The organism is Mesorhizobium sp. M0898 (assembly GCF_040319695.1).
In the GTDB taxonomy this organism is placed as follows: Bacteria; Pseudomonadota; Alphaproteobacteria; order Rhizobiales; family Rhizobiaceae; genus Mesorhizobium.
In genome coordinates, this window is record NZ_JAMYOE010000030.1 from 61,598 (window position 1) to 83,695 (window position 22,098).

At 61.9% G+C, this 22,098-nt stretch carries 28 protein-coding genes and 1 pseudogene; 19 read left to right on the forward strand and 10 right to left on the reverse strand.

Annotated elements, in window-relative coordinates; all coding sequences use genetic code 11:
- Positions 1–9: 9 nt before the first annotated feature.
- Positions 10–225 carry a KTSC domain-containing protein gene (locus tag NKH90_RS25140; RefSeq protein WP_352473055.1) on the reverse strand — a complete coding sequence of 72 codons (216 nt, stop codon included), beginning with the start codon at positions 223–225 and terminating at the stop codon, positions 10–12.
- Positions 226–336: 111 nt separating this feature from the next.
- Between NKH90_RS25140 and NKH90_RS25145 the strand changes: the two genes are divergently transcribed.
- Entirely contained in the window at positions 337–939 is a 603-nt protein-coding gene (locus NKH90_RS25145; protein WP_352473056.1) for an alpha-ketoglutarate-dependent dioxygenase AlkB, read from the forward strand.
- Positions 940–993: 54 nt separating this feature from the next.
- Here the strand turns inward: NKH90_RS25145 and NKH90_RS25150 are convergent, their stop codons facing one another.
- Positions 994–1,458, reverse strand: coding sequence for an NUDIX hydrolase (locus NKH90_RS25150; RefSeq protein ID WP_352501155.1), 465 nt, complete (start codon positions 1,456–1,458; stop codon positions 994–996).
- Between the two features lie 119 nt (positions 1,459–1,577).
- Between NKH90_RS25150 and ku the strand changes: the two genes are divergently transcribed.
- From ku to NKH90_RS25170, 4 genes are all read left to right on the forward strand, one after another.
- On the forward strand, positions 1,578–2,411 hold the full coding sequence (gene ku, locus NKH90_RS25155) for a non-homologous end joining protein Ku (protein ID WP_352771081.1): 834 nt from the start codon (positions 1,578–1,580) through the stop codon (positions 2,409–2,411).
- A gap of 150 nt (positions 2,412–2,561) precedes the next feature.
- Positions 2,562–3,905, forward strand: coding sequence for a PAS domain-containing HWE histidine kinase family protein (locus tag NKH90_RS25160; RefSeq protein WP_352771152.1), 1,344 nt, complete (start codon positions 2,562–2,564; stop codon positions 3,903–3,905).
- Between the two features lie 75 nt (positions 3,906–3,980).
- The gene (locus NKH90_RS25165; protein WP_352771079.1) at positions 3,981–4,352 is read left to right on the forward strand and encodes an avidin/streptavidin family protein; all 372 of its coding nucleotides are present in this window, start codon (positions 3,981–3,983) and stop codon (positions 4,350–4,352) included.
- A 118-nt stretch (positions 4,353–4,470) separates the two neighbouring features.
- Positions 4,471–4,887, forward strand: a complete 417-nt coding sequence (locus tag NKH90_RS25170) for an HD domain-containing protein (protein WP_352771078.1) — start codon at positions 4,471–4,473, stop codon at positions 4,885–4,887.
- 31 nt (positions 4,888–4,918) lie between these two features.
- On the opposite strand, the gene NKH90_RS25175 is transcribed toward NKH90_RS25170, so the two are convergent.
- On the reverse strand, positions 4,919–5,329 hold the full coding sequence (locus tag NKH90_RS25175; RefSeq protein ID WP_502898877.1) for a DUF427 domain-containing protein: 411 nt from the start codon (positions 5,327–5,329) through the stop codon (positions 4,919–4,921).
- 182 nt (positions 5,330–5,511) lie between these two features.
- Between NKH90_RS25175 and NKH90_RS25180 the strand changes: the two genes are divergently transcribed.
- From NKH90_RS25180 to NKH90_RS25190, 3 genes are all read left to right on the forward strand, one after another.
- A complete protein-coding gene (locus NKH90_RS25180; protein ID WP_502895706.1) occupies positions 5,512–6,327 on the forward strand; it encodes an endonuclease/exonuclease/phosphatase family protein in 816 nt (271 codons plus the stop codon).
- Positions 6,328–6,390: 63 nt separating this feature from the next.
- Entirely contained in the window at positions 6,391–7,791 is a 1,401-nt protein-coding gene (locus NKH90_RS25185; RefSeq protein ID WP_352539864.1) for a phospholipase D family protein, read from the forward strand.
- A 466-nt stretch (positions 7,792–8,257) separates the two neighbouring features.
- On the forward strand, positions 8,258–8,545 hold the full coding sequence (locus tag NKH90_RS25190) for a hypothetical protein (protein ID WP_352449563.1): 288 nt from the start codon (positions 8,258–8,260) through the stop codon (positions 8,543–8,545).
- Positions 8,546–8,604: 59 nt separating this feature from the next.
- On the opposite strand, the pseudogene NKH90_RS25195 reads toward NKH90_RS25190, so the two are convergent.
- A pseudogene (locus NKH90_RS25195) lies at positions 8,605–9,054 on the reverse strand (cytochrome c3 family protein); the annotation flags it as partial.
- A gap of 202 nt (positions 9,055–9,256) precedes the next feature.
- Between NKH90_RS25195 and NKH90_RS25200 the strand changes: the two are divergent.
- From NKH90_RS25200 to NKH90_RS25225, 6 genes are all read left to right on the forward strand, one after another.
- The gene (locus tag NKH90_RS25200; protein ID WP_352821612.1) at positions 9,257–9,580 is read left to right on the forward strand and encodes a hypothetical protein; all 324 of its coding nucleotides are present in this window, start codon (positions 9,257–9,259) and stop codon (positions 9,578–9,580) included.
- Between the two features lie 9 nt (positions 9,581–9,589).
- Positions 9,590–10,687 carry an FAD-dependent oxidoreductase gene (locus tag NKH90_RS25205; RefSeq protein WP_352821615.1) on the forward strand — a complete coding sequence of 366 codons (1,098 nt, stop codon included), beginning with the start codon at positions 9,590–9,592 and terminating at the stop codon, positions 10,685–10,687.
- A 62-nt stretch (positions 10,688–10,749) separates the two neighbouring features.
- Positions 10,750–11,721, forward strand: coding sequence for an SDR family oxidoreductase (locus tag NKH90_RS25210; protein WP_352457807.1), 972 nt, complete (start codon positions 10,750–10,752; stop codon positions 11,719–11,721).
- Positions 11,722–11,725: 4 nt separating this feature from the next.
- The gene (locus NKH90_RS25215) at positions 11,726–13,441 is read left to right on the forward strand and encodes an HAD family hydrolase (RefSeq protein ID WP_352821617.1); all 1,716 of its coding nucleotides are present in this window, start codon (positions 11,726–11,728) and stop codon (positions 13,439–13,441) included.
- A 201-nt stretch (positions 13,442–13,642) separates the two neighbouring features.
- Positions 13,643–13,795, forward strand: a complete 153-nt coding sequence (locus tag NKH90_RS25220) for a peptide ABC transporter permease (RefSeq protein ID WP_352457805.1) — start codon at positions 13,643–13,645, stop codon at positions 13,793–13,795.
- A gap of 24 nt (positions 13,796–13,819) precedes the next feature.
- Positions 13,820–14,263, forward strand: coding sequence for a PPC domain-containing DNA-binding protein (locus NKH90_RS25225; protein WP_352449580.1), 444 nt, complete (start codon positions 13,820–13,822; stop codon positions 14,261–14,263).
- 10 nt (positions 14,264–14,273) lie between these two features.
- Here the strand turns inward: NKH90_RS25225 and NKH90_RS25230 are convergent, their stop codons facing one another.
- Together NKH90_RS25230 and NKH90_RS25235 are read right to left on the reverse strand one after the other, a co-directional pair.
- Positions 14,274–15,536: a DUF763 domain-containing protein gene (locus NKH90_RS25230; protein ID WP_352449581.1), complete on the reverse strand. Its 1,263-nt coding sequence runs from the start codon at positions 15,534–15,536 to the stop codon at positions 14,274–14,276.
- A 103-nt stretch (positions 15,537–15,639) separates the two neighbouring features.
- Positions 15,640–16,344 (reverse strand): MgtC/SapB family protein, encoded by a 705-nt coding sequence (locus tag NKH90_RS25235; protein ID WP_031194456.1) that lies wholly within the window; start codon positions 16,342–16,344, stop codon positions 15,640–15,642.
- 226 nt (positions 16,345–16,570) lie between these two features.
- On the opposite strand from NKH90_RS25235, the gene NKH90_RS25240 reads away from it, so the two are divergent.
- Both NKH90_RS25240 and NKH90_RS25245 read left to right on the forward strand, forming a co-directional pair.
- Positions 16,571–16,738, forward strand: a complete 168-nt coding sequence (locus tag NKH90_RS25240) for a hypothetical protein (RefSeq protein ID WP_352821621.1) — start codon at positions 16,571–16,573, stop codon at positions 16,736–16,738.
- Positions 16,739–16,768: 30 nt separating this feature from the next.
- The gene (locus NKH90_RS25245) at positions 16,769–17,764 is read left to right on the forward strand and encodes an ATP-dependent DNA ligase (RefSeq protein WP_352821624.1); all 996 of its coding nucleotides are present in this window, start codon (positions 16,769–16,771) and stop codon (positions 17,762–17,764) included.
- A 135-nt stretch (positions 17,765–17,899) separates the two neighbouring features.
- Here the strand turns inward: NKH90_RS25245 and NKH90_RS25250 are convergent, their stop codons facing one another.
- Complete coding sequence (locus NKH90_RS25250) at positions 17,900–18,427, reverse strand: YciE/YciF ferroxidase family protein (protein ID WP_023677104.1); 528 nt, start codon at positions 18,425–18,427, stop codon at positions 17,900–17,902.
- Between the two features lie 169 nt (positions 18,428–18,596).
- Positions 18,597–19,271 (reverse strand): Crp/Fnr family transcriptional regulator, encoded by a 675-nt coding sequence (locus NKH90_RS25255; protein WP_502894902.1) that lies wholly within the window; start codon positions 19,269–19,271, stop codon positions 18,597–18,599.
- A 558-nt stretch (positions 19,272–19,829) separates the two neighbouring features.
- Between NKH90_RS25255 and NKH90_RS25260 the strand changes: the two genes are divergently transcribed.
- Positions 19,830–20,027 (forward strand): hypothetical protein, encoded by a 198-nt coding sequence (locus NKH90_RS25260; protein WP_292655400.1) that lies wholly within the window; start codon positions 19,830–19,832, stop codon positions 20,025–20,027.
- Positions 20,028–20,287: 260 nt separating this feature from the next.
- Here the strand turns inward: NKH90_RS25260 and NKH90_RS25265 are convergent, their stop codons facing one another.
- Positions 20,288–20,452 carry a DUF3309 family protein gene (locus tag NKH90_RS25265; RefSeq protein ID WP_023677107.1) on the reverse strand — a complete coding sequence of 55 codons (165 nt, stop codon included), beginning with the start codon at positions 20,450–20,452 and terminating at the stop codon, positions 20,288–20,290.
- Between the two features lie 309 nt (positions 20,453–20,761).
- Here NKH90_RS25265 and NKH90_RS25270 point away from each other — a divergent pair, with 309 nt between their 5' ends.
- Positions 20,762–21,073 (forward strand): hypothetical protein, encoded by a 312-nt coding sequence (locus NKH90_RS25270; protein ID WP_023720549.1) that lies wholly within the window; start codon positions 20,762–20,764, stop codon positions 21,071–21,073.
- 75 nt (positions 21,074–21,148) lie between these two features.
- Here the strand turns inward: NKH90_RS25270 and NKH90_RS25275 are convergent, their stop codons facing one another.
- Complete coding sequence (locus NKH90_RS25275; RefSeq protein WP_352821626.1) at positions 21,149–21,379, reverse strand: hypothetical protein; 231 nt, start codon at positions 21,377–21,379, stop codon at positions 21,149–21,151.
- 247 nt (positions 21,380–21,626) lie between these two features.
- Between NKH90_RS25275 and NKH90_RS25280 the strand changes: the two genes are divergently transcribed.
- Positions 21,627–22,098, forward strand: a 472-nt coding sequence (locus NKH90_RS25280; RefSeq protein ID WP_352821627.1) for a DUF4142 domain-containing protein, incomplete at its 3' end; no start/stop codon positions are given.

Consider the following 22,098-nt stretch of genomic DNA (forward strand, 5'->3'; position numbering starts at 1 on the left):
GGCCTCGGCTCAGCTCGAATGGCTCTGCTCGACCAGATGGTATTTGTACCGGTCGCGAATATGCGCGTTGAAGAACCGGCCCTTCGACGAGGCTTTGCGGAATGCCGCGTGGACCTGCGGCGGCACGTCCTCGTAATCATAGCGGTTTCCGCTCGGGACGAACCATACGGAGAGTACCCTCGTCGCCGGCTGGTAATCGATGCTTCTGATCGCAGTTGAAGGCATTCTCAACAGGTCCAATCCACGCCGTCGTGTGAATAACCCTGCACGGAGAGCGAGGTTCCTTCCTGCCGAAGTAGCCTTGCCGCTACGGGCCGGCTTCACCAAATACGGTTGATGCCACCGCTCAAGACATCGGCTGCAGCCCGCCAGGGCGATCTCTTTGCCGCCGCCGACGACCTGCCGGAAGGATTCCGCTACCAGCCCGAACTGATCACGCCGGACGAGGAGGCAGCGTTGGCGAGCCAGCTCGCAACCCTGCCTTTTCAGCCCTTCGACTTCTATGGCCATCTGGCAAACCGGCGGGTGGTCGGTTTTGGGCAGCGTTATGATTACGACCGGGGCGAAGTCGTCGAGGCACCGCCGATACCCGGCTTTCTGCTGCCGCTCAGGGAAAAGGTTGCAGCCTTTGCCCGCTTGCCCGCCGAAACCTTCGTGCAGGTGCTGATCAACGAGTACCGGCCGGGCGCCGGTATCGGCTGGCACCGCGACAAGCCTCATTTCGAGGCGGTCGCCGGCGTTTCGCTGCTGGCCGCCTGCAGCTTCCGCCTGCGCCGGAAAAACGGCACGCGATGGGACCGCAAGACGGTCACCGTCGATCCAAGATCGGCCTATCTGATGACGGGTGCTGCGCGCAACGAATGGGAGCACAGCATTCCGCCGGTTGCCGAGCACCGCTATTCGATCACGTTGCGCACGCTGCGGCCGCAACGCGCTTAAAGCAGAGCGGGAGCAAGCCCGAGCACTGCCCTTAAGAACTGGGCTGAAACAAATTCATCCGTCGCCATGCCGACCGGCAAACTCCGCCAGCATGGCGCGCTGGCCTTTCAGGATCTTGAGGTTGGCTTCAGGCAGGGAGAACCAGCCCGCTCTGTCGACTTCGGCAAATTCCTTCATCGAGCCGGACCTTGGCGGCCATTCCATGACGAAGGTGTTGCTGTTGATGGCGTCGCTGTCGAAATCCGCCTCGACGCACCATGCGATGACGAGCTTGCCGCCCGGCTGCCTGTAGCTGCCAAGGTGTTCGAAAACGCCATCGATGGCGACGCCTAGCTCCTCTTCGGCCTCGCGTTTTGCTGCCGCCAGGTCGTCCTCGTTCTCGTCGACCAAGCCCTTCGGGATCGACCATGCGCCGTCGTCCTTCTTCGCCCAGAATGGTCCGCCCGGATGCACCAGCAAGACCTGGAGATGTCCTTCCCTTCGGCGAAAGATGAGCAATCCTGCGCTGCGTTGGGCCATCCCGCTATTCCCCTGACGAAACTGAAACGAACGTCCGGGCCGGCATATGGAACAGCGTGCCATGGCGGAACGATTTCGGCTCGCAGCCGTTCCGTCCGTTCGACAAATGAGTGATCGACATGGCGACGCCGCGAGCTGCCTGGAAGGGCTTTATGAAAGTCGGATCGGTTTCCTGTGGCGTCAAGATCATCGGCGCCGTCAGCGAGGCCGAGAAAGTGCATTTCAGGATCCTGAACCGCAAGGACGGTCTCCCGGTCAAGAGCGCTTATATCGACGAGGAGACCGGCGACACGGTCGAGGCGGCGGAGCAGGTAAAAGGCTATGAGGTCGAAAAGGGCGAGTTCATCCATATAGAGCCGGACGAAATCAAGAAACTGAAGATGGTATCGCAGCATACGCTCGAGATCGGCGAGTTCGTGCCCGCCGCCGAAATCGACGCACGCTACCTCGAAAAACCCTATTATCTGGTTCCGGCCGACGCGCCCTCCACGGAGGCTTTCGCGGTGATCCGGGACGCCATGGCCAGGAAGAAAGTGGCAGCCCGCTCCTGCGTCGTGCTGTACCAGCGTGGCCGAGAGGTGCTGATCCAGCCGCTTGGCAAGGGCATGGTAATGACGGAACTACGCAACCACAATGAAGTGGTCGCGGCGGACGCGGTGTTCGAAGGGCTGAAGGCTCGCAAGGTCGATCCCGAGATGCTGGAAATCGCGCAACTGCTGATCGACAAGAAGCCGGCCAAATTCGACCCGTCGAAGTTCGAAGACACTTATGAACAGGCGCTGGTTGCGATGATCGACGCCAAGCGCAAGGGCAAGAAACCGCCCAAGCCGGCACCCGAGCCGAGGACGAACGTCGTCAATCTCGCCGATGTTCTGCGCAAGAGCCTGGCGCAGGAGGGCGGCAAGGCTCCGAACAAAAGTCTGAGGGCGGCGGCGAAACGCAAATCGGCCTGAATGTCCGAAAGCAGATCGAACGGAACCGAAAACGCTCGCGCGCATTTAGATGACGTAGCAATCCGTCGGCAATCCAAGCGGAGCGGGGGACTGGTGGACGTCGTTGAACTAAGGACTGGCGGAATCCCGCAAGTTTCTTCCGCCGATCTGATGCAGGCGTTGCCTGTGGCTGTCTACACCACCGACAGACAGGGCTACATCACCTTCTTCAACGAGGCCGCTGCCGATCTTTGGGAATATCGTCCGGTTATCGGCCAGGATCGCTGGTGCGGGTCATGGAAGCTTCGCCACCTCGACGGGCGACCGATGACGCATGACGAGTGTCCAATGGCCGTTGCCTTGCTCGAGGAGCGGGACGTTCGTGGGGGCCGAGCCATCGCCGAGCGGCCGGACGGCCAGTTCATCCCGTTCAGTGCGCATCCGGTCCTGCTTCGCAATGAAGCCGGCGAGGTTGTCGGTGCCATCAACACCCTTCTCGACCTGCGCATGCAGACGCTGGCCGACGACGCCGGCATAAGGCTCGCCGCCATCGTCGAATCCTCGATGGATGCCATCGTGTCCAAAGACCTGAACGGCATTATCACCAGCTGGAACGACGCGGCACAACGCCTGTTCGGCTATACGCCCGCCGAGGCGATCGGGCGCCCGGTGACGATCCTCATCCCGCCCGACCACCTGGATGAGGAAGCCATGATCATCAGCCGCATTCGCGCCGGCGAACGGATTCCTTCATACGAGACTATCCGGCAGCGCAAGGACGGCACCCTGGTTCCGGTTTCGCTCACCATCTCGCCGATACGCGACGGCATCGGGCGTATCATCGGCGCCTCCAAGATCGCGCGCGACATCAGCCCCCACAAGGAAAGCGAACGGCGCATCCGCACACTCATGCGCGAAGTCAACCATCGCGTTAAAAACCAGTATTCGGTGATCGTCTCGATGATCCGCGAGACCAGCAAGCTGGCGGGGACGCCAGAGGCCTTCCTTTCACGGGTCCGGGAACGCATCATGGCGCTTTCGGAATCGCACGACCTCCTGGTCGATGCGGAATGGCGTGGCGCGACCATCGGCGAATTGATCCATGCCCAGACCAAGGCCTTCGCGACACAGGCCCGGCTGTCGGTGAGCGGGCCGATGATCATGCTGCAGCCGAACGCCGTGCAATATCTCGGCATTGCCTTTCACGAACTGGCCACGAATTCGGTAAAGCACGGAGCGCTGTCGCACCATGACGGACGGGTCGAGGTCGAATGGACCGTGACGCCAGCCGCCGACGGCAGCGATGGCTTCCGCTTTGTCTGGCGGGAACTGGACGGGCCATTGGTGGATGAAAACACGCGACGCGGGTTCGGAACGGTTGTGCTCAAACGCGTCACGCCGCAGGCGCTCAGCGGCACCGGCCGCCTGGAATTCGCCAGGCACGGCATCAGCTGGACGCTGGAAGCGCCGCTACGCTTCGTGCAGATGTCGACGGCTGGCATCGCGGCTGATTGAAGGCCGCTACACCGGCCGCGGCTTGGCGGCCGTCTGGCAACGCAATCCCTTTGGTAGCAATCAGGAGGAGCAGCGATGAGTTGGCTGGGCACCTGGCAAAACCAGTACGGGTCGGTGGTCGAACTGACCAGCGAAGAGGGCGGACGGATCAGCGGAACCTTCAGGACGGCGCTGGAGGACAGCGCCTTTTTCGGCATGACGTTGCCGCTGTTCGGAGCCTGCCATGGAGACGTCATCGGCTTCACCTGCGCGGCCGAAGGGCGGGTCGGAGCCGCGGCGGTGAGCTATACCGGCATCCTCAGGAACGGGAAGCTGGAGATGCTGTGGCACACCGTTGCGGATGCCGCTTTGTCGGCGGAAAAGGAAGGTGCCCCGGCCCGAGCCAGGAAACTGCCCGCCTGGCGCGCCTTTGGAACCAGCCTCGACAGTTTTGAACGCGTGTCCTGACGCGTCGCGCCCGCCGCTCGCAAGTGAGGCAGCAGGGTCCCGCGGCGCGTAGGAACTCGCACCGACGATGGCGCGTTGGTGCGCCAGGACATGCGCTGTTCGTTACGGGGTCGACCCAATGAGCGTGCTTTATCGCGCAGCGAAAATCGCCGAACAGGCTCATGCCGGGCAGACGGACAGGACAGGGCGGCCTTATATCGAACATTGCCGCCGGGTCGTCGATGCCGTCGAAACGCTCGACCAGAAAGCTATCGCCTATCTTCACGACGTCATCGAAAAAAGCGACGGCTGGAACCGCGACCGGCTTGAGGCGGCCGGGTTCGGGCCGTCCATCGTGTCCGCCGTCGACGCCATGACGCGGCTGCCGAACGAGGACGATGCCGCGTTCGTTCGCAGGGCTGCGGCCAACCCGCTGGCGTTGCCTGTCAAGCGCGCCGATCTTGCCGACAATCTATCGCAGGCACGGCAGATCGGGGCCTCGACGGCGAAATACGAAGACGGCTTGCGCATCCTCAGAGAAGAGTTCGCGAGCTGACGGACCGCTGGCGGCTGTCGCCGATGTGGGTCTACTCGGTGACGTGCGGCGTGTGTCGCTTGTCTTCCGCGGGATCGGCGTCGATCCGCGCCCTGCCGGGATCGAACGCACCGTGGCGGGCGATCGCCAATGCCGGGGTGTCGGGCGTCTCGTAGGCCCACATGAAGTCTTCTGCCGACGAACCGACCGCATGAACCCGCCAATAGCTTGCCGTGCCCTTCAGCGGGCTGTGGCTCGTCGTGTTCGTCTTCTCCAGAAGGTCGAAATAGATGTCCTCGAAGGGTATGTAGAAAACAGGATCATGGCCGTCTTCATAGAGCAGCTTTGCCCGCTCGCTCGACGCAATAATGGCATCGGAGAACCGGACGGTCACGGTTCCATCGAACGGGACAATCCTGAGCGGGCCTGGGCGGGGGGCGGAATCTGCGGCTAAGGACTGCATTCGACTTCTCCGTTGACTGCGCTGCTTTTCCGAAACGTGTTGTTGCCCGTCAGGGTTCCAGACCGCCGGCGCGCCGAGCCCGGGTGGTGGAACGGTTCTGCAAGGTCGTCGTTGTTTCAGACCTCCGCACGCGCCATAATCGCAATGGCCGCCACTCACCGACTCAACAGCAAATGGATAACATGCTGGATCGATCGCCTACCCTTCCAAGGTCGCTTGGCGCTGCGCTGCGAAGGGAAGTGCCGCGGTTTACGGCACCCGGCAATGAAATTTCGTGCACCACGGTCGCATCCTACAATGTGCACAAATGCGTCGGCACCGATGGCAGGTTCGATCCGGAGCGGGTCGCGGCCGTGGTCAAGGAACTCGACGCCGACATCGTTGCTTTGCAGGAGGCCGACGAAAGAACCGGAAGCAGGCAGGGATTGCTGGATCTCGCGGCGCTCGAGCGGGACAGCGACCTCGTCCCCACCCATGTCCCGGAAAACCGCCGCAGCCATGGCTGGCACGGAAATCTGATCCTGGCGCGGCGCGGCGTGGTCGAAAGCGTGAACCAGATCCGGCTGCCCGGCCTCGAGCCGCGCGGCGCGGTCATCGCGGACCTGGAGCTGAAGGGCGTCTCGCTCAGGATCATAGCCGCGCATTTCGGCTTGCTGCGGCGCTCGCGCTCGCAGCAAGTCAACGCACTTGTCGAAGCCACGCACCCGGTTCTGCGGCCAACAATCCTGCTCGGCGACCTCAACGAATGGCGCGTCCGCAACAGGTCTTCGCTGCTGGCCCTGCTGCCGCATTTCGGTCCGATCGATGCGGTTCTGCCGAGCTTTCCGTCGCGCTTTCCGCTGTTTGCGCTCGACCGCATCCTGGCCAGGCCGCCGCACCTGATTTCCAGCATCGAGGTGCACAAGACGCCGCTGGCGCAGCGGGCTTCCGATCATCTGCCGATCAAGGCCCGGCTGAACCTGGACGCGATACGGCAGCCGCGGCTGCAACCAGAATGAACCTGAAGGGTTGTTAGTCAGATTTCAGACGGTTTGCTTCGCTGATGTTTATCGGTGCACTTCATGGATACAGCCATCTCGCGGTTTGCCCGGGACAAGATCGCTGCCGGCAATAGCGGGCTGCTGCTGATCGCCGACAATTATGACGCGTTTGCCGCGCGAATCCTTGCTGCGCGCAGTGCCACAAGCAGCCTCGACCTGATGTACTATCTCTGGCACGACGACCATAGCGGCCGGCTGCTGATGCAGGAGGTCGTCAAGGCGGCGGAGCGCGGTGTCCGCGTCCGCATGCTGCTGGACGATATCAATCCGCGCAACAGCGACGCTGCTTACCTGGCGCTCAACAGCTACAAGAACATCGAGCTGAGGCTGTTCAACCCCAGCGGCATGAGGAACGGCAGCATCTTTCGCTCGCTGGAGATGGTCGCCCGGCTGTTTGCGATGACCCGCCGCATGCACAACAAGGCCTGGATCGCCGATGAGGGCTTGGCCATCGTCGGCGGAAGAAATATCGGCGATGCCTATTTCGACGCTGCGGAGACGAATTTTCGCGATCTCGACCTGTTGCTTCTCGGTCCTGCCGTAGGGCAGACGATGCAGATATTCGAGGCGTTCTGGAATTGCGAGGCGGCAAAGCCGATCCAGCTGCTCAACCCGGCTGCGGTGGGCTCGCGCGCCGATTTCCTCGACAATCTCGATGCGACCGCAGACGGCCAGCTTTTGAACAGCCTCAGTGCCTGGCGCACGATCACGGAGTTCATTGCAGCGCAGAGCGACGTCTGCTGGACGAAAGGCGTTCGCGTCATTTCCGATCCGCCGGAAAAGGTGCGCGGCAAGCGGCGCAGGAACTGGCTGACCAAAGAGCTGCTTCCCGCTATCGCGGCGACCAGGCAGCGCCTCGAAATTATCTCGCCCTATTTCATCCCCAGCCGCACCGGGTTGGCCATCCTGTCGAAGCTGGTGGATCGTGGCGTCAAGGTTGCAATCCTGACCAACTCGCTCGCCGCGACGGACGTCGCCGCCGTGCACGGCGCCTATGCCAAATGCCGCCGCAAGCTGCTTAAAAAAGGTATCCAGCTTTTCGAATTGCAGCCCTTCGACCGCCAGGCCAACATTTCCGTTTTCGGTTCAAAGGGAGCCAGCCTCCACACCAAGGCCTTCACGGTCGACGATACGCTCGGGTTTGTCGGCTCCTTCAATTTCGATCCGCGTTCGGTGTCGTTGAATGCGGAAATGGGCGTGCTTTTCCATGATACCAATCTGGTGATGGAGTTGCGCCGGCTGTTCGAGCACGAAAAGTCACCGCAGACGAGCTATCAGCTGGTCCTGGACAAAGGCGCCTTGCGGTGGCTCGGCATGGCGGATGGCGAGATGCGGCAATATTCGCGTGAACCGGAGGCCAGTCTCTATCGGCGCATCGTTGCAGCGCTGGTCGGGTGCCTGCCGATCGAATCGCAATTGTAGAAGCGACGGATTTGTCGGAACGGAACTCTTTGTCGGAACGGAACTCGGGGATCACGAGTTGTAACCCGTGTCCGGAGCATGCCGATGAAGACCACGATATACAGTTTTCTTGCTGAGCTCTTGCCGTTCTGGATGGCGCATAAACGCAAAATGCGCGCCGACCGCGCCGCCGAGTGGCCGGCACGACCGGCTGCTGCGGATGACGCTGTTCGGCCGTCAGGCGATCCTAATCGAGCAGCACCGGCGCGGCGGCGCAATACGTCCTAAGGGCAGAATGATCCCGCTCCGACTGTCTGGCTAGCCGCATTTCCGCGACGCCGATAATCCATTTGGCTGCAGAAGCTCTATCCCCTACTGCGATCACGCTATCGTCAAGTATCGCTATTCGAAATCCGGCGTTGCCAAGCATCCATTTTGCAGCACGTACGTTAATGTGCACTACAGGTTGCCGCTATAGGTGAGCGCCATGAGTGATAGTGCGATAGAATTCTTGCAGGACTGGATCCACGAAAACGTTCATGTGCCGCCGCCTCCGATCAAGCTTGAAAGGGAGGCGGAAATCCTCGCCAGGGAATGCAAGGAAGAGGCTGCCGATGCCGGCGTACCCATCGAAGACATCGAGGAAGAGGTCGGCGACCTCAAGGACCTGCTCGTCGCCAAGCTTGAAGACGCAGCCGAGGACGAGGCCCGGCAACTCAACGGCCACGGCCAAAAGATTTCTACGCTGGCGGCCGGGCAAAAGCGGGCCGTATGAGGCCGGTCCGAGCGCAGGCAAGGCATCACGAGGTGCGCCGCTTCGGCCTATTGTCCGATCATGTCGTCGACCTCGCCATGGCACGTCTCGCAGGCGACGCCTTTAGCGATATGGATCGAATGATTGAAATAGACGAAGTCGGGGACACTGTTCACCCGCTGCCACTGCAATGGCTGCCCGGAAGCAAGGCTTGCCCGTATCGGCGCCAGCATGTCCGCGTTGGTGAACAGCTGCGAATGGCAGGTCATGCACACCTCGGTCGCCGGCAGACCCGCCGATGACGCAGTCTCGACGCCGCTATGGCAATAACGGCAGTCGAGGCCGAGCTCGCCGACATGGTGCCTGTGGCTGAACGGCACTGGTTGCGCCAACGGCCGGCCAACGCCGGTGAGGAAGTCCGAACGCAAGACGGCGGTACCGCCGAGAGCCGCAAAGATCGCCATGAAACACGCGCCCCACAGAGCGAAGCGTGAAATGCCGTTGGCACTCCTTGAAAAGACCTGCGGCATCCCCTCGCCGATTTCGCATCCAGCAAACCGTATTCACCCCCCAAAACCCCTAACTGCGGCTGCGTGGGTAAGTTCCGGCTGGGGCAGCGGAGATCACAGAATGGTTACCTCGCCCTGGCCCATCAGGTCAGGCTGACCGGAAACCATCGAACCCTCCATACGTTCGGATGAGGTCACGTTCTGTTTCACCCGGATAAGCATCATGATCATCCCCCACCCCCATCCCATTCGCCGCCGGTCCGGCGTTGCCTTCTGGTGGACGATGTTCGTCGGCGCGCTGCTGACGATCCTCGGCCTGCTGATCGGAGGGGGCGGTGCCCGGCTGATCGCGCTGGGCGGATCCTGGTACTATCTGCCCGCCGGGATCGCCCTGCTGGCCGCCGGCAGCCTGCTGCTTGCCGGCAATGCCGCCGGTGTATGGCTTTATGTCCTGACCTGGCTGGCGACCCTTGCACCCGGCGGCCACCATTTCATGGAGACCAGGATCGGCGACGACATCATTGCCTACGCACTGCCAAAAAGCTGACGCCTGACGATGACGGCTTCGCGGGACGCTTCCATCCTGATCGTCGGCGCCGGCCCGACCGGGCTGACGGCGGCAGTCGAACTGGCAAGGCGCGGCATTGCACCTCGCATCATCGACCGCAAGGAAGGCCCGACGCCGCTCGCCAAGGCGGTCGGCATCAGTTCGCACAGCCTCGACATCCTTGAACCGTCCAAAGTCGCTGCCCGATTGCTCGCCGAAGGATTGAAAATTCGCCGAGCCCGTTTCTACTTCGAAGGACGAGCGCTCGGCGAGATCGATTTCTCGATCCTGCCCCACCGCCATAATTTTCTGCTGTCGCTGCCGCAGCGCGACACCGAATCGCTGATGACCGATACGCTCAAGGGATTTGGCATCGACGTCGAATGGCGAAGCACATTTGTCGGCATGGTCGAGCACAAAGGCCGGGCCGAGGTGCGGATCGAGGCGCCAGACGGCCGTGACAAGGCAAGTTTCGACCTTGTCTTCGGAGCCGACGGTGCGCAAAGCACGGTGCGTGATGCCATGGGCATCGGCTTCGATAGCTACACGCATCGGCGGCAATGGAGCATTGCCGACGCCGACATCGACGATTGGCCCTATGAGCCGATGGCCGCCCACGCATTTCTTCACAGGAACGGCGACGTCGGTTTTATCATCCCGATCGGCGAGAAGCGCTATCGCGCGGTTTCAAACAGCGAGGATGCGTTGGCGCGCATCCCCGGCAATTACCGGATCACGCGGTTGTTGCGGGCCGACCGCTTCCATATTCCGGTACGACAGGCGCCGCGCTATCAAACCGCATGCGTCTTCCTGGGAGGCGATGCCGCGCATGTGCATTCGCCGCTGGGCGCGCGCGGCATGAATCTCGGCATCGAGGACGCCGCGTCATTCGCCAGGCGTTTCGTCGACGGCACGCTTGCCGGCTACACAAGCGAACGCCACCCGGTGGGGCAACGGTGGATCACGCTCAGCGAGCGCATCCTCTCGCTGGCCCAATCGGACAACGGCATCATGCAAGGCGTCAGGAACGCGGCCTTCAGCGCCGTCGGCTATCTGCCGCTGCTGCAACGGCCGCTGCTGGAGCGTGTCGCCGGGCTCAAGGAATGACGTGGTCGCATAAACCTTTTCGCCGGACATGCGTTGTTGGGTTTCAAGCCAGGGAGATGACCATGCAGATGAAATCGGAAATCGCCGGCGAGGCCGCCAAGCAGCGGCACATCCAGCGCCGTATCGACGAGAAGGACAAGTCCAAATCCAATGGCAAGCAAAAAGGCGCCATGCAGGCCGGCGCCCGCAAATATCCCGAGCCGCCCTTCCCCGAGCAGCACCAGCCGAAGCCGGGCCATGAATGGGCGATCGAGCCGGCGCCGCTTTACGATGCGCCATTTTATATCGGATCGAAAAAGCTCGACGGCAAAGTGGCCGTCATTACCGGCGGCGATTCAGGCATCGGCCGTGCGGTGGCCGTGCTCTATGCACGTGAAGGCGCCGATGTGGCGATCGTCTATCTCTCGGAGGATAGGGACGCCAAAGATACCAAAAGGGCCGTCGAAGCGGAAGGCCGGCGCTGCATGCTGATCAAGGCCGACGTCAGCGAACGCAACCACTGCCACAACGCGGTGGCTGAGATCGTGCAGGAGTTTGGGCGGATCGACGTGCTGGTCAACAACGCCGCTTTCCAGATCCATTCCAGCGATTTCAGCGAGCTGACCGAGGAGCATTTCGACACGACGCTGAAGACCAACCTCTACGGCTACTTCCACATGGCGCAGGAGGCCGTGCCGCACATGAAACCCGGTTCGGCGATCATCAATACCGGTTCAGTGACCGGCATCGAGGGCTCGAAGCAACTGGTCGATTACTCCATGACCAAGGGCGGCATTCATGCCTTTACCCGCGCGCTCTCGGGCAACCTTGTCGAGAAGGGCATAAGGGTCAACGCCGTGGCGCCAGGCCCTGTTTGGACGCCGCTCAACCCCTCGGACAAGGAAGCCGGCGATGTTTCGAAATTTGGCGCTGACACGCCGATGAAACGGCCGGCCCAGCCGGAGGAGATCGCGCCGGCCTACGTGTTCCTCGCCTCGCCGCACTGCTCGAGCTACATCACCGGCGAGATATTGCCGATCGTGGGCGGCTATTGACGGCATGTATTTCATTGCCCTGGCCACTGATTATGACGGCACGCTGGCGCATGAAGGGGTCGTTGCCGAGAAGACGCTTGCGGCGCTTGAACGCTTCAAGAAGAGCGGCCGCAAACTCATTCTCGTCACCGGGCGCGAGCTGCCCGACCTGAAACGCGTCTTTCCCGAAGTCGCGATCTTCGACAAGGTGGTCGCGGAAAACGGGGCGCTGATCTACACGCCGGCCAGCGAGGAGGAGCGGACGATATCTCCGCCGCCCGCCCCCGAGTTCATCGCCAAACTCAGGAAACGCGGTGTCAAACCGCTTTCGGTCGGACGCTCGATCGTCGCAACCTGGGAACCGCATCAGGCTACCGCGCTCGAGGTCATCAAGAAATTAGGGCTGGAGCTGGAAATCATCTTCAACAAGGGCGCGGTGATGATCCTGCCCAGCGGCATCAACAAGGCGACCGGGCTGACAGCCGCGCTTCAGGACCTCAGATTGTCGCCGCACAACGTCGTCGGTGTCGGCGACGCCGAAAACGACCACGCCTTCCTGCGCGCCTGCGGCTTCAGCGTGGCCGTCGACAACGCACTGCCGACAGTCAAGGATACGGCGGATCTCGTGACACGCGGCTCGCGCGGAAAAGGCGTCGAGGAACTGATCGCCAAGGTGGTCGAGCGCGATCGCGAGCTTGTGCCGAACCGCGACGGCATTCTGCTTGGCTCGGAGGATGGCAAGGAGGTGTATCTGTCGCCAACCGATACGGTGCTGATCGCCGGCAGCTCCGGCATCGGCAAATCGACCCTGGCGACCGCACTGACGGAGCGCTTCGTCGGGAGAAAGTTCCAGTTCTGCATCTTCGATCCGGAAGGCGACTATGACGGCCTCGAAGGCGCCGTCCGGCTGGGCGACGGCTCGAACGCGCCGACGAAGACGCAGTTGCTCGATCTCCTGGAGAAGCCGGACAACAATCTGGTCGTCAATGGCCTGGCGCTGCGCGTTAACGAGCGGCCGGACTTCTTTGCCGACCTGCTGCCGGGCCTTGGCGGTGTTCGCTTCCGCACGGCACGACCACACTGGCTGATCATCGACGAGGCGCATCACCTCTTGCCGAAGCGGCGCGACGACACGCCAATGGTGCTGGCCATGGAATTGCCGGGCACGATCCTGATCACGGTTCATCCGGACGCGATCTCAACCGAGGCATTGCGGCTGGTCACCGCCGTCATCGCACTCGGCCCCAAGGCGAAAAAGGTCATCAAGACGTTCTGTCACGAGACCGGCACCGAACCGCCAAAGGACAAGGACCTGAACTCTCCAAAAGACGAGCGCGTGCTGTTCTGGCGGCCGCAGGCGCGCAAGAAACCTGCCATGGTCGAGCCGATCGAACCGCGACAGTCGCTCAAGCGCCACAGCCGCAAATATGCCGAGGGCCAGCTGGACGAGAAGGGCAGCTTCTATTTCCGCGGTCCCGACAATGCGATGAACCTCCGCGCCCATAATCTGATGATTTTCGCCCAGATCGCCGAGGGCATCGACGACAGGACCTGGGAACATCATTTGCGCGCCGGCGACTATTCCGAATGGTTTCGCCACCAGATCAGGGACAAGGAACTGGCGCGCGAAACCGCCGAAGCGGAGAAAGACGGCACACTTTCGGCGCAGGAGAGCCGCAACCACGTCCTGGACGCGGTGCGCCGCCGCTATACCGCGCCCGCGACCGCGCCGAAGGAATAGATGCAAACGGCGCCCCAGCCGATCCCAAGCCGGCTGGTTCATCTCGTGGTCGATCTCCGTCCCGCCTCGGCAGACGGCCGAGTCCCAGTCGGTTCCAACCGTCGATGGTCCATCGTGGAACCTCATCAGCCAAACGAGATTGTGTTCTATCGGGCGCCAGATCTATTCAATGCTGAATAATTGCCCGAAAGGAGACGATGGATGAGCAACGACCGGGACAAGGATGGTCCTGTCTTTTCAGCGGAACAGGCGCGGCAGGGCGAGATCATCCTTCGGACGCGGGCGCGCCGGATCATTTTCATCGCCGGCCTAGTGGGCCTCGTCTTGCTGGCATTGCTCGTGTGGTGGATTTGAATTCCTGACGGCTGGAGCGAAATCATGAAATCACAGCTTGTTGCCGAAAGCGCCGGACAGAGAACGTTCGTCGTTGTGCTTGATCCCGGCGACGAGGCGTTTGCGCAGCTGACCGCGTTTGCGGTCGACCACGGCGTTGGCAGTGCGTCGCTGACCGCGCTCGGTGCTTTCGAAACGGCGACTGTCGGCTGGTTCGACCCCGGGGAAAAGACCTATCGGAAAATCCCCGTCCGGGAACAGTGCGAAGTGCTGAGCGCGATCGGCGATGTTGCCATCGGCGACGACGGCAGGCCCAGCTTGCACGTCCACGCAGTCCTTGGATTGAGTGACGGCACCACGAGGGGCGGTCATCTGCTGGACGGCATCGTGCGGCCGACGCTCGAGGTCACATTGGTGGAGACGCCTGGCCATCTGCGCCGCAGGCACCGTCCCGAACTCGGCGTCGCCCTGATCGACTTGGAGGCTTGATCCGAGCCGATCACTTCGTTGATTTGACTGCGGCCGTTTCGGGTACGACCTCCCAACCGAAGACGCTGCGGCCGCCGAGCAGATGCGATTGCTCGAACTCCCCGGCGACGATTTCCTTCAGGCTTGGGCCGGTGACATAGCGCTCGACCTGCCTCGACTGGTCGTCCAGCCGCCGCAAGGCGCCGATCTCTTCGTCACGGCCGAGCCTGGCCTTCTGGACAGCCGACTTCAGTACGCCGATGGTCTCGTCATAGACCTTCAGCGGCACGGGGAACGGGTGCCTGTCCTTACCGCCATGCGCCAGCGAGAAACGGCCTGGATCGGAAAAACGGCACGGCGCGCCATGCACGACTTCGGCGACCAGCGCCAGCGCCCGCACCGTGCGCGCGCCGACATTGGGCACCAGGAGAAGCCCGGCGAAATCTGTCGGGCCGCGCTCGGCCGCCGCCGCGATGTTGCCGTGCAGGCGGCGCATGACGACATCGCTTTCGCGCACATCGTGGTGCGCCGGCATCACCAGATGCGGCAGCAGCTTTTGTGCCGGCTCCGGCGCTGGCGCCGAACCCCGCTCCAAAGCGGCAAGCTCCCTCACGATGCGATCCGGTCCAAGGTCGTGCAGAAGGTCCAGTTGTCCCTGGCGCGACGCTTCAGCGCGCCGGTCGGTCAGGTTGACGATCTCGCCCTGGTTGGCGCCCTCGATGGCAGCATGCGGCTGGTCGACAAAGCTCTTCAGGCCTTCGGACAGCCAGTGATAGCGGCGCGCCACCTTGCTGTCGCCGTTCATGCCCTGCTGCACCACCACCCACTTGCCGTCGTCGGTGACGATAAAGCCGTGCAGATAGAGATCGAAACCGTCCTGGACGGCGGCGCTGTCCACCTTGGCGACAAGCCGGCTGGCAGTCGCGAGGCCTTGCCCGTCGAGGCCGACACGCTCGCCGATCAGGGCAAGCTCGTGCGGGGTCTTGCGCGAATGCGCGCCGCGGCCGCCGCAAACGTGGATGCCGAGTTCGCCGGAAAGCGGCGACAGACCGCGCTTCAAGGCACCGACGACGCTGGTGGTGATGCCGGAAGAGTGCCAGTCCATCCCCATTACGGCGCCAAAGGACTGGAACCAGAACGGATGCGCCAGCCGGCGCAGCAACTCATCGCGGCCGTAATGGTGGATGATCGCCTCGCACATGACCGCGCCAAGCCGCGTCATGCGGTCGCCGAGCCATTTCGGCACGCGTCCGCCGTGAAGTGGAAGATCAGCACTTCCCGATCGCTGTGCCACGCTCTTTTGCTTGCTCCTTGAGTCCTGCCTCGACAGATAGGTATCGAAAGGGATGTGGAGAAGCTATGGCCTGATTCAGGCCGCGATCGTTGCAAGCCGCCAGCTAGCGGGCAGGTTCGCTGAGGAGATCAAACTTCTGGATCTCGCAATGCTCGCCCACCGATGCCAGCAGATCCATTGGCGGTGCGCCAGTGTCCGGCCGCCTCCAACTGATCTCGAACGAGAAAACAGGGTCCTTGAGATCTGGGCGCCTCTCTATTGCGACGAGGCGTGCCTGGTAGCCAAGCGGCCCGATGAGCGCATCGAGCTCCTGTCGAGCCGCGGCCTTCCACGTCAGTGCCAACTGGGCATGGTGTTCGCGCGACATTCGAAGGTCCACCCATTTCAGGACCAGCAAGGTGGCCAGCGTCAGCGCCGTGCCGGCCGCGCCCAAGCCGTATTGGCCACCACCGAAAGCCAATCCGATCGCCGTCATCACCCACAACGTGGCCGCCGTGGTGACGCCGCTGACAAGATTGCCGCGGCGAAGAATGGCGCCACCGCCGATAAAGCCGACGCCGGTCAACACGCCCAGCGGAAAGCGCAAGACGTCCATCGATGCAAACGAATCCGGGTGCTTGCCAACGGTCTCGAGCAGAATACTGGCCTGGATCATTGTGATGGCGGCGGCCAATCCGACCAGCACGGTGGTGCGTAGCCCCGCCGCGTGCCCGCGCGCCTCGCGGTTGAGGCCTATCAACAGGCCGGCGAGCGCGGTCAGAAGCAGTCGTGCCGCGATGTCCTGCCAGACCGGAACAACGAGGAGCATCGCGTTCACCCGTCAGGCCAAGCGCTGCTGGCCAGGAATAGCGCCAAGGTCAAAGCGAACAAGGGCAAGAGCGTCTTCATCGCAAATTCTTTTCGTCGATAAGCAACAAACGATGCGCTTGGATTTTGGTTGCGCCGCCGACGATTCACCCCGGCGATGGGCAGCGGCGGAACAAAACCTTCGGCCTGCGGGTTGGTGGGTTCACACCAACGAAGGATTTGCAGTCATGGTCCGCTTGCTGCTTGCCGGAGCCGTCGCTTATCTGGCCTATCGCATCACCAAGGAGATCGGCGGGACCGACGAGGTTGATCCGCTGTCGCCTTCGCCCGAGCAAACCGGCCGCAAGGTGTCGAGACGGCAAGGCGGGGCACAGGGGAATGGCCGGCGACGGTAGCGAATGCCTCAGCGGCGGCGCGGACCAGCCATGACCGCATTTCCGTTGCCGCTCGACCTTCGTCCGATGGAAGCCAAAGCCGCCGACGCAATTCCTGGCGGCGACGGGCTTTGGCAGTACGAACCGAAATGGGACGGGTTTCGCTGCCTCGTGTTCAAGGGCGACGATGCCGTCGATCTGCGTGCAAAATCGGGCAAGCCGCTTGGCCGCTATTTTCCCGAACTGGTCGCGGTGCTGCGCGATGTGAGGTCGCGACAGTTTGTGGTCGACGGCGAGATCGTCATCGAGGTCGACGGATCGACTTCATTCGAGGCCCTGCAAATGCGCCTTCATCCCGCCGAAAGCAGGATCCGCAAGTTGAGCCTCGAGACGCCTGCCATGCTGGTCCTGTTCGACATGCTGGCCGAACCCGGCGGCGGGATCATCACCGAAGAGCCTCTCACCACCAGGAGGCAGGCGATTGAGGCCTTTGTCGCGTCGGCGGCACGGCCCGAACTGCGCCTGTCCAAATGCACGCACGACGCCGCTGCCGCCGAGCGCTGGCTGCAAGGCGCCGGCCATGGCTCGACCGACGGTGTCGTTGCAAAACTGATCGCCGGGCCATACCGGCCCGGCGAGCGCGCCATGGTCAAGGTCAAGCGGCTGCGCACTGCGGATTGCGTGGTCGGCGGCTTTCGCTATCTCGCCGGCAGCAACGAAGTCGGATCTCTGCTGCTTGGCCTCTACAACAACGAAGGCAGGCTGGACCATGTCGGGTTCACCTCGACCATCGGCAAGGACAGGGCGGCGCTGACCAGGCGGCTGGAAAAACTGCGGGCCAAACCGGGTTTCACCGGCAAGGCGCCCGGCGGGCCAAGCCGCTGGAGCACGGAGCGCAGCGGACAATGGGAGCCGATAAAGCCTGAACTGGTGGTCGAGGTTCGTTTCGACCATGTGACAGGCGACCGGTTCCGGCACGGAACCAAGCTGTTGCGCTGGCGGCCGGACAAAGAGCCCCGGCAATGCACGTTCGATCAGATCGAGTAAGTCCGCTCCGAGGCACCGCTTCAAGGCTCTAGATGCCGCCCTACCGTTCAGGACGGACCAATGCAGAATTCACCGGTTCGCCGCGGCCAACCGAGCCTTGGCAACCATTTCCGAGGCTCGGTTGCGGTTTTGAAATCAAGCGGCTTCTTGCATTGCGCGTTCGTTGACACCACTTTCGCCGAGCTTGGAAAGCGCTTCGTCGGTCGCGACCTCTTCCTTGAGAGTTGCCCTGAGCAGCTCGACAACGTCGCTCTTGCCAAGTTCTTCCGCCCACGCGATCAAAGTGCCGTAGCGAGCGATCTCGTAATGTTCGACGGCCTGCGCCGCGCCGACAAGTCCGGCGTCGAGCGCGGGAGCACCGTTATACTCCTCGAGCACTTCCGAGCCCTCTTCGATGATGCCGTCAATCGCCGGGCAGGTCTTGCCACGGGCCGGCTTGCCGAACTTCTCGAACACCTCCTCCAGGCGGTCGACATGTCCTTCGGTTTCCATGCGGTGTTTCTCGAAGGCGGCGGTCACTTCTTCCGACTCCGCGCCCTTGGCCATTTTAGGCAGCGCTTTCAGTATCTTCTTCTCGGCGTAGTAGAGGTCTTTGAGCCCGTCGAGGAACAGATCCTCAAGGCCCTTGCTTGCCGCCTTCGCGGCCTTTTTCGTGGTCGCCATGATCCTCTCCCGAATGGTTGGTGCCGCCTCGCAAAGTAGAGGCGTCCCATAACCCTCCGACGGGAAACAAGTTCCCTGACGGTCCGGGAGCTTTGAAAATTTTTCCGACCCGCCGTGTAGTGTCGCAAGGGGCCTCGACCTGCGGCAGCAATCGGCGAGGAAAGTGCCGTCAGCGCTCGCCGATATGCTCGACCAGGCGGGTATATTCGGCCTCGGCCAGGCCGTAGCCGCCATCCGCCAGTGCGACGAGACCATCGCGATCGCGAATGATAATTTCGCCGCGGCGGGACCGGATGAGCCCTCGCCCCTCGAGCAGCTGCAGCGCGACCGTGACACCCGGACGCCTTACGCCAAGCATGATTGACAGGAATTCATGAGTGATCGTCAGCCGGCCGCCGTCCACCCGATCGTCACACATGAGCAGCCAGCGCGCCAGCCGGTCTTCAAGTTTCGATCGCGCGTTCACCAGCGCGGTATAGCCGGTCTGGACATGCAGATATTGCACGTAGCGCAGCAAGAACAGCCGCAGCGTCGGGCTTTGCGTCAGCGCCGCCTTGAACGGCTCGGCGTCGATCCTGGCGGCTTCTCCCGCCAGCTGCACATAGCAATCATGGACCGTACGGTCGTCGCCCATTATCAGGGCCGAGCCGGTCATACCTTCCAAGCCGACAAGGCCAACTTCCGCATCGCTGCCGTTCGGCATTTTCGCAACCACCGAACCGATGCCGTCCTCGAGGAAATAAATGGCCTCGATCGGCGATCCGGACACTTCGAGCGATTGCCGTAACTCCAGTGAACAGCGCTCGATGTGCGGCTCGAGAGATGCGAAATCGCCGGCGCTCATCCGGCGCAACAGCTTGTTTCTGTATAGATTTCTATTGGAAATTGCTGGATCAGACATAGCTGGCCCCAAAACAGGGCAAGAGCTTTTTTATCTCCCAGCCGTCCGCGCCCGGTATAACCTGCGGACGATAACGCTCATATAAGCACTGAAAGGTATGGAGCCTACTAAATAAAAAAATGAATCGACGCACGACAGTTTCTCCTGCCGCTTGCCTACGAAAACATCCGACTGAAAGTTAGAGTTGGAAACGTACCAAAGACGGTTTGGTACGAAAACGACAATTGAGGTCACCTGACGCGAAAGAGCCCGTCGCGAGGGATGCAACGGGCTCCATTCGGGCGTCGTGGGCTACGCCCAATGATCCAAATGAGGGGTGGGTTGGATCGCAGCAACAATGCAGGTGCAAGGCAGTCGTTCCCAAACTGTCTGTTTGGTAATTTCCGTACATTGAGTTTGGACGAGAGCGGCGCTAATTGAATTGGAGTCGTCCACAGAGACATGGCGAGTGGACGCTTGAAAGACGCTTCGCGCTTTCGCCCTTTTTCAAGGGAGGATGGCATGTCGATGCAAGGTGCAGCAACTCCAGCCGAACTGAGCGTGCTGAAAAAAGCGCTCGACGACTGCTGCCGTGAGTTGGGTGTTGCGGACGACAGTCCTGTCCGCGAGCGGTTGGCCGCCCGTATCATGTCACTGTTCAACGAGGGTGTGCTCAGCGCCGATCTGAAAGAAGCGCTGGCCGCCGATCGCCAGCACTAAGCTGCTGCTATGGTGGTGTCCTCGGTGCCGAAAGGTTCGGCACCGGGTCGCCCTTTTTAGCCAGGGATCCTGGTTGGCCAAGGATCTTGGAAATCTTGTCTCCAAAACGCCCGGCGCTTGTTGCCAAGCGGCAGGCGTTTTTGTCGCGAGCGTGACACTAAGGCGCGTCGCGTTCGACTGGCCTCATGCGATGCGCTTTAGGTACCTGTTTTATGCATGTCGCTATCACAAAACCGCTGCACACTTTTGCGCGACATGCATTAAATGCGCCCAAGCAGGACCAGGATAATGACGATAAGCAGCACGAGGCCGAGGCCGCCACCACCGTAATAGCCGGTGCCATAGAACGGTCCGCCGCCCAAGCCGCTGAAGCCGCCAAGCAAGGCAAGGACCAAGATAATGATGAGAATGGTTCCAAGGCCCATGATGTCTGCTCTCCTTGTTTGCGCTGCCGCCATTCGCATCAGCGCGTCGCATTGTACAAAGGTATGAACTCGCAAGGAGCATTCCTGTTCCGGCGGGGCGGTAAGGCGTACGCTCATGCGGCGAGCAAAATGCCGGGCTGTGCCGTTAGAAAAGTCCACAGATGCGTGCCCGCGGAGAATGGCATGGCGGCCACCTTGAACACCTGAGAACATGCTGAATTTCATGGGGAATTTGTCGGAACCTTCGCCCGCCCGAACGGTTGTTTTCGTAGTCGCAACGCGACGACCCTCGTAAAAAGGAGAAGCATCATGCTCACGAAAATTCTCGCAGCTTCGGCGCTTACGATCGGTCTGGCCACGTCAGCGATGGCCCAGAACGTCGGCGACCCGTCCGGAGCCGCTGCCGACGGTAGCGGGCGGACGGTCGTAGTCCCGGATAATGGCGGCCCTGACACCGGCACGGATTCGACCATCACCAATAGCATTCGCGATTTCTCAACGACGAATTCGAATGCCGACCGGAATTGCCCGCCGGGCCCGCAGGGGGCTCTGCCTGATGCGACCGGCAAGGCTCCGGGCACGATGGCGCCGACGGTGAACGACAACCACTGCGGCAAGTAAGCGCCCGGTCATCACAGCCTGACGAGGCCGCGGAGCATAAGCTCCGCGGCCGGCTGGTTTTGCCGTAAAATCAGCCTAGCGGCCGCGGTGGTCGAAGCTGACCGCGATATCCCGACCGTCCAGCGCCCGAACGATGAAGCCAACCAGCTCCTCGTCGGTTTGCCGGAACCGGGGAAAGCGTTTGCGCAAATCGGCTATGACGACGGTGGTCGAGAGAATGTCGCCGGAATGATAGTCGGCCATGATGGTATGAACGGCAGCGTCGGTGTCAATACCGATTCCTAGCGGCGACTTGATCTGCCCCACGGAAGCCTCCACCCATCTCTCTCCCAGCCAACGATAGCAAGACTGCCGCAAAGCGAAAGAGCTTGTACGATTCCGTACGATCTCGTGGCTTGCGTTGCACTTTGCAGGACGCAGCCGGCGTCTTTTGTTTTGCGTTTCCAAACCATTGTTTGGCGTGGCGGCAGCTGTGGCCGCCACGACCAGGCAACCTCGCCGCAGCTTGCGCGTTGAGCCAGCGGAGGGATGACATCAGCCTCGGAGAACCCCCATGAAAACCCTTCTATCCATCACTGCGGCAGCGATGATGGCCGGCGCACCTTTGGCTGCTTTTGCCCAATCGGCGACGCTGACGCCTCTAACGACCGACACCATGAGCAAGGTTGACACCGCAACGTTCGTCAAGACCGTGCCCATCGCCAATACATTCGAAATCGAATCGAGCCGACTTGCGCAGACGCAGGCGACTGCCGACGACGTGAAGGCATTCGCGGCGCAAATGGTCACGGACCACACCAAGGCCGGCGAGGACTTCAAGGCGGCGCTCAGCAAGGGTCAGACGACTTCGGCCACCGCGCCAGCCGGCCCGTCGCTGGACACCAAGCACCAGGCGCTGCTCGACCAACTCAAGGAGGCCAGCGGGGACAGCTTCCAATCGAAATATATCGACATGCAGACCCAGGCGCATAAGGAAGCGGTGGCGCTGTTTTCCGCTTACGCGAATTCCGGCGACGATCCGGCGA

Coding starts and splice junctions, on each gene's coding strand:
- NKH90_RS25140 (WP_352473055.1), bottom strand. CDS start 225: ATGCCTTCAACTGCGATCAGAAGCATCGATTACCAGCCGGCGACGAGG.
- NKH90_RS25145 (WP_352473056.1), top strand. CDS start 337: ATGCCACCGCTCAAGACATCGGCTGCAGCCCGCCAGGGCGATCTCTTT.
- NKH90_RS25150 (WP_352501155.1), bottom strand. CDS start 1,458: ATGGCCCAACGCAGCGCAGGATTGCTCATCTTTCGCCGAAGGGAAGGA.
- ku (WP_352771081.1), top strand. CDS start 1,578: ATGGCGACGCCGCGAGCTGCCTGGAAGGGCTTTATGAAAGTCGGATCG.
- NKH90_RS25160 (WP_352771152.1), top strand. CDS start 2,562: ATGCAGGCGTTGCCTGTGGCTGTCTACACCACCGACAGACAGGGCTAC.
- NKH90_RS25165 (WP_352771079.1), top strand. CDS start 3,981: ATGAGTTGGCTGGGCACCTGGCAAAACCAGTACGGGTCGGTGGTCGAA.
- NKH90_RS25170 (WP_352771078.1), top strand. CDS start 4,471: ATGAGCGTGCTTTATCGCGCAGCGAAAATCGCCGAACAGGCTCATGCC.
- NKH90_RS25175 (WP_502898877.1), bottom strand. CDS start 5,329: ATGCAGTCCTTAGCCGCAGATTCCGCCCCCCGCCCAGGCCCGCTCAGG.
- NKH90_RS25180 (WP_502895706.1), top strand. CDS start 5,512: ATGCTGGATCGATCGCCTACCCTTCCAAGGTCGCTTGGCGCTGCGCTG.
- NKH90_RS25185 (WP_352539864.1), top strand. CDS start 6,391: ATGGATACAGCCATCTCGCGGTTTGCCCGGGACAAGATCGCTGCCGGC.
- NKH90_RS25190 (WP_352449563.1), top strand. CDS start 8,258: ATGAGTGATAGTGCGATAGAATTCTTGCAGGACTGGATCCACGAAAAC.
- NKH90_RS25200 (WP_352821612.1), top strand. CDS start 9,257: ATGATCATCCCCCACCCCCATCCCATTCGCCGCCGGTCCGGCGTTGCC.
- NKH90_RS25205 (WP_352821615.1), top strand. CDS start 9,590: ATGACGGCTTCGCGGGACGCTTCCATCCTGATCGTCGGCGCCGGCCCG.
- NKH90_RS25210 (WP_352457807.1), top strand. CDS start 10,750: ATGCAGATGAAATCGGAAATCGCCGGCGAGGCCGCCAAGCAGCGGCAC.
- NKH90_RS25215 (WP_352821617.1), top strand. CDS start 11,726: ATGTATTTCATTGCCCTGGCCACTGATTATGACGGCACGCTGGCGCAT.
- NKH90_RS25220 (WP_352457805.1), top strand. CDS start 13,643: ATGAGCAACGACCGGGACAAGGATGGTCCTGTCTTTTCAGCGGAACAG.
- NKH90_RS25225 (WP_352449580.1), top strand. CDS start 13,820: ATGAAATCACAGCTTGTTGCCGAAAGCGCCGGACAGAGAACGTTCGTC.
- NKH90_RS25235 (WP_031194456.1), bottom strand. CDS start 16,344: ATGCTCCTCGTTGTTCCGGTCTGGCAGGACATCGCGGCACGACTGCTT.
- NKH90_RS25240 (WP_352821621.1), top strand. CDS start 16,571: ATGGTCCGCTTGCTGCTTGCCGGAGCCGTCGCTTATCTGGCCTATCGC.
- NKH90_RS25245 (WP_352821624.1), top strand. CDS start 16,769: ATGACCGCATTTCCGTTGCCGCTCGACCTTCGTCCGATGGAAGCCAAA.
- NKH90_RS25250 (WP_023677104.1), bottom strand. CDS start 18,427: ATGGCGACCACGAAAAAGGCCGCGAAGGCGGCAAGCAAGGGCCTTGAG.
- NKH90_RS25255 (WP_502894902.1), bottom strand. CDS start 19,271: ATGAGCGCCGGCGATTTCGCATCTCTCGAGCCGCACATCGAGCGCTGT.
- NKH90_RS25260 (WP_292655400.1), top strand. CDS start 19,830: ATGTCGATGCAAGGTGCAGCAACTCCAGCCGAACTGAGCGTGCTGAAA.
- NKH90_RS25265 (WP_023677107.1), bottom strand. CDS start 20,452: ATGGGCCTTGGAACCATTCTCATCATTATCTTGGTCCTTGCCTTGCTT.
- NKH90_RS25270 (WP_023720549.1), top strand. CDS start 20,762: ATGCTCACGAAAATTCTCGCAGCTTCGGCGCTTACGATCGGTCTGGCC.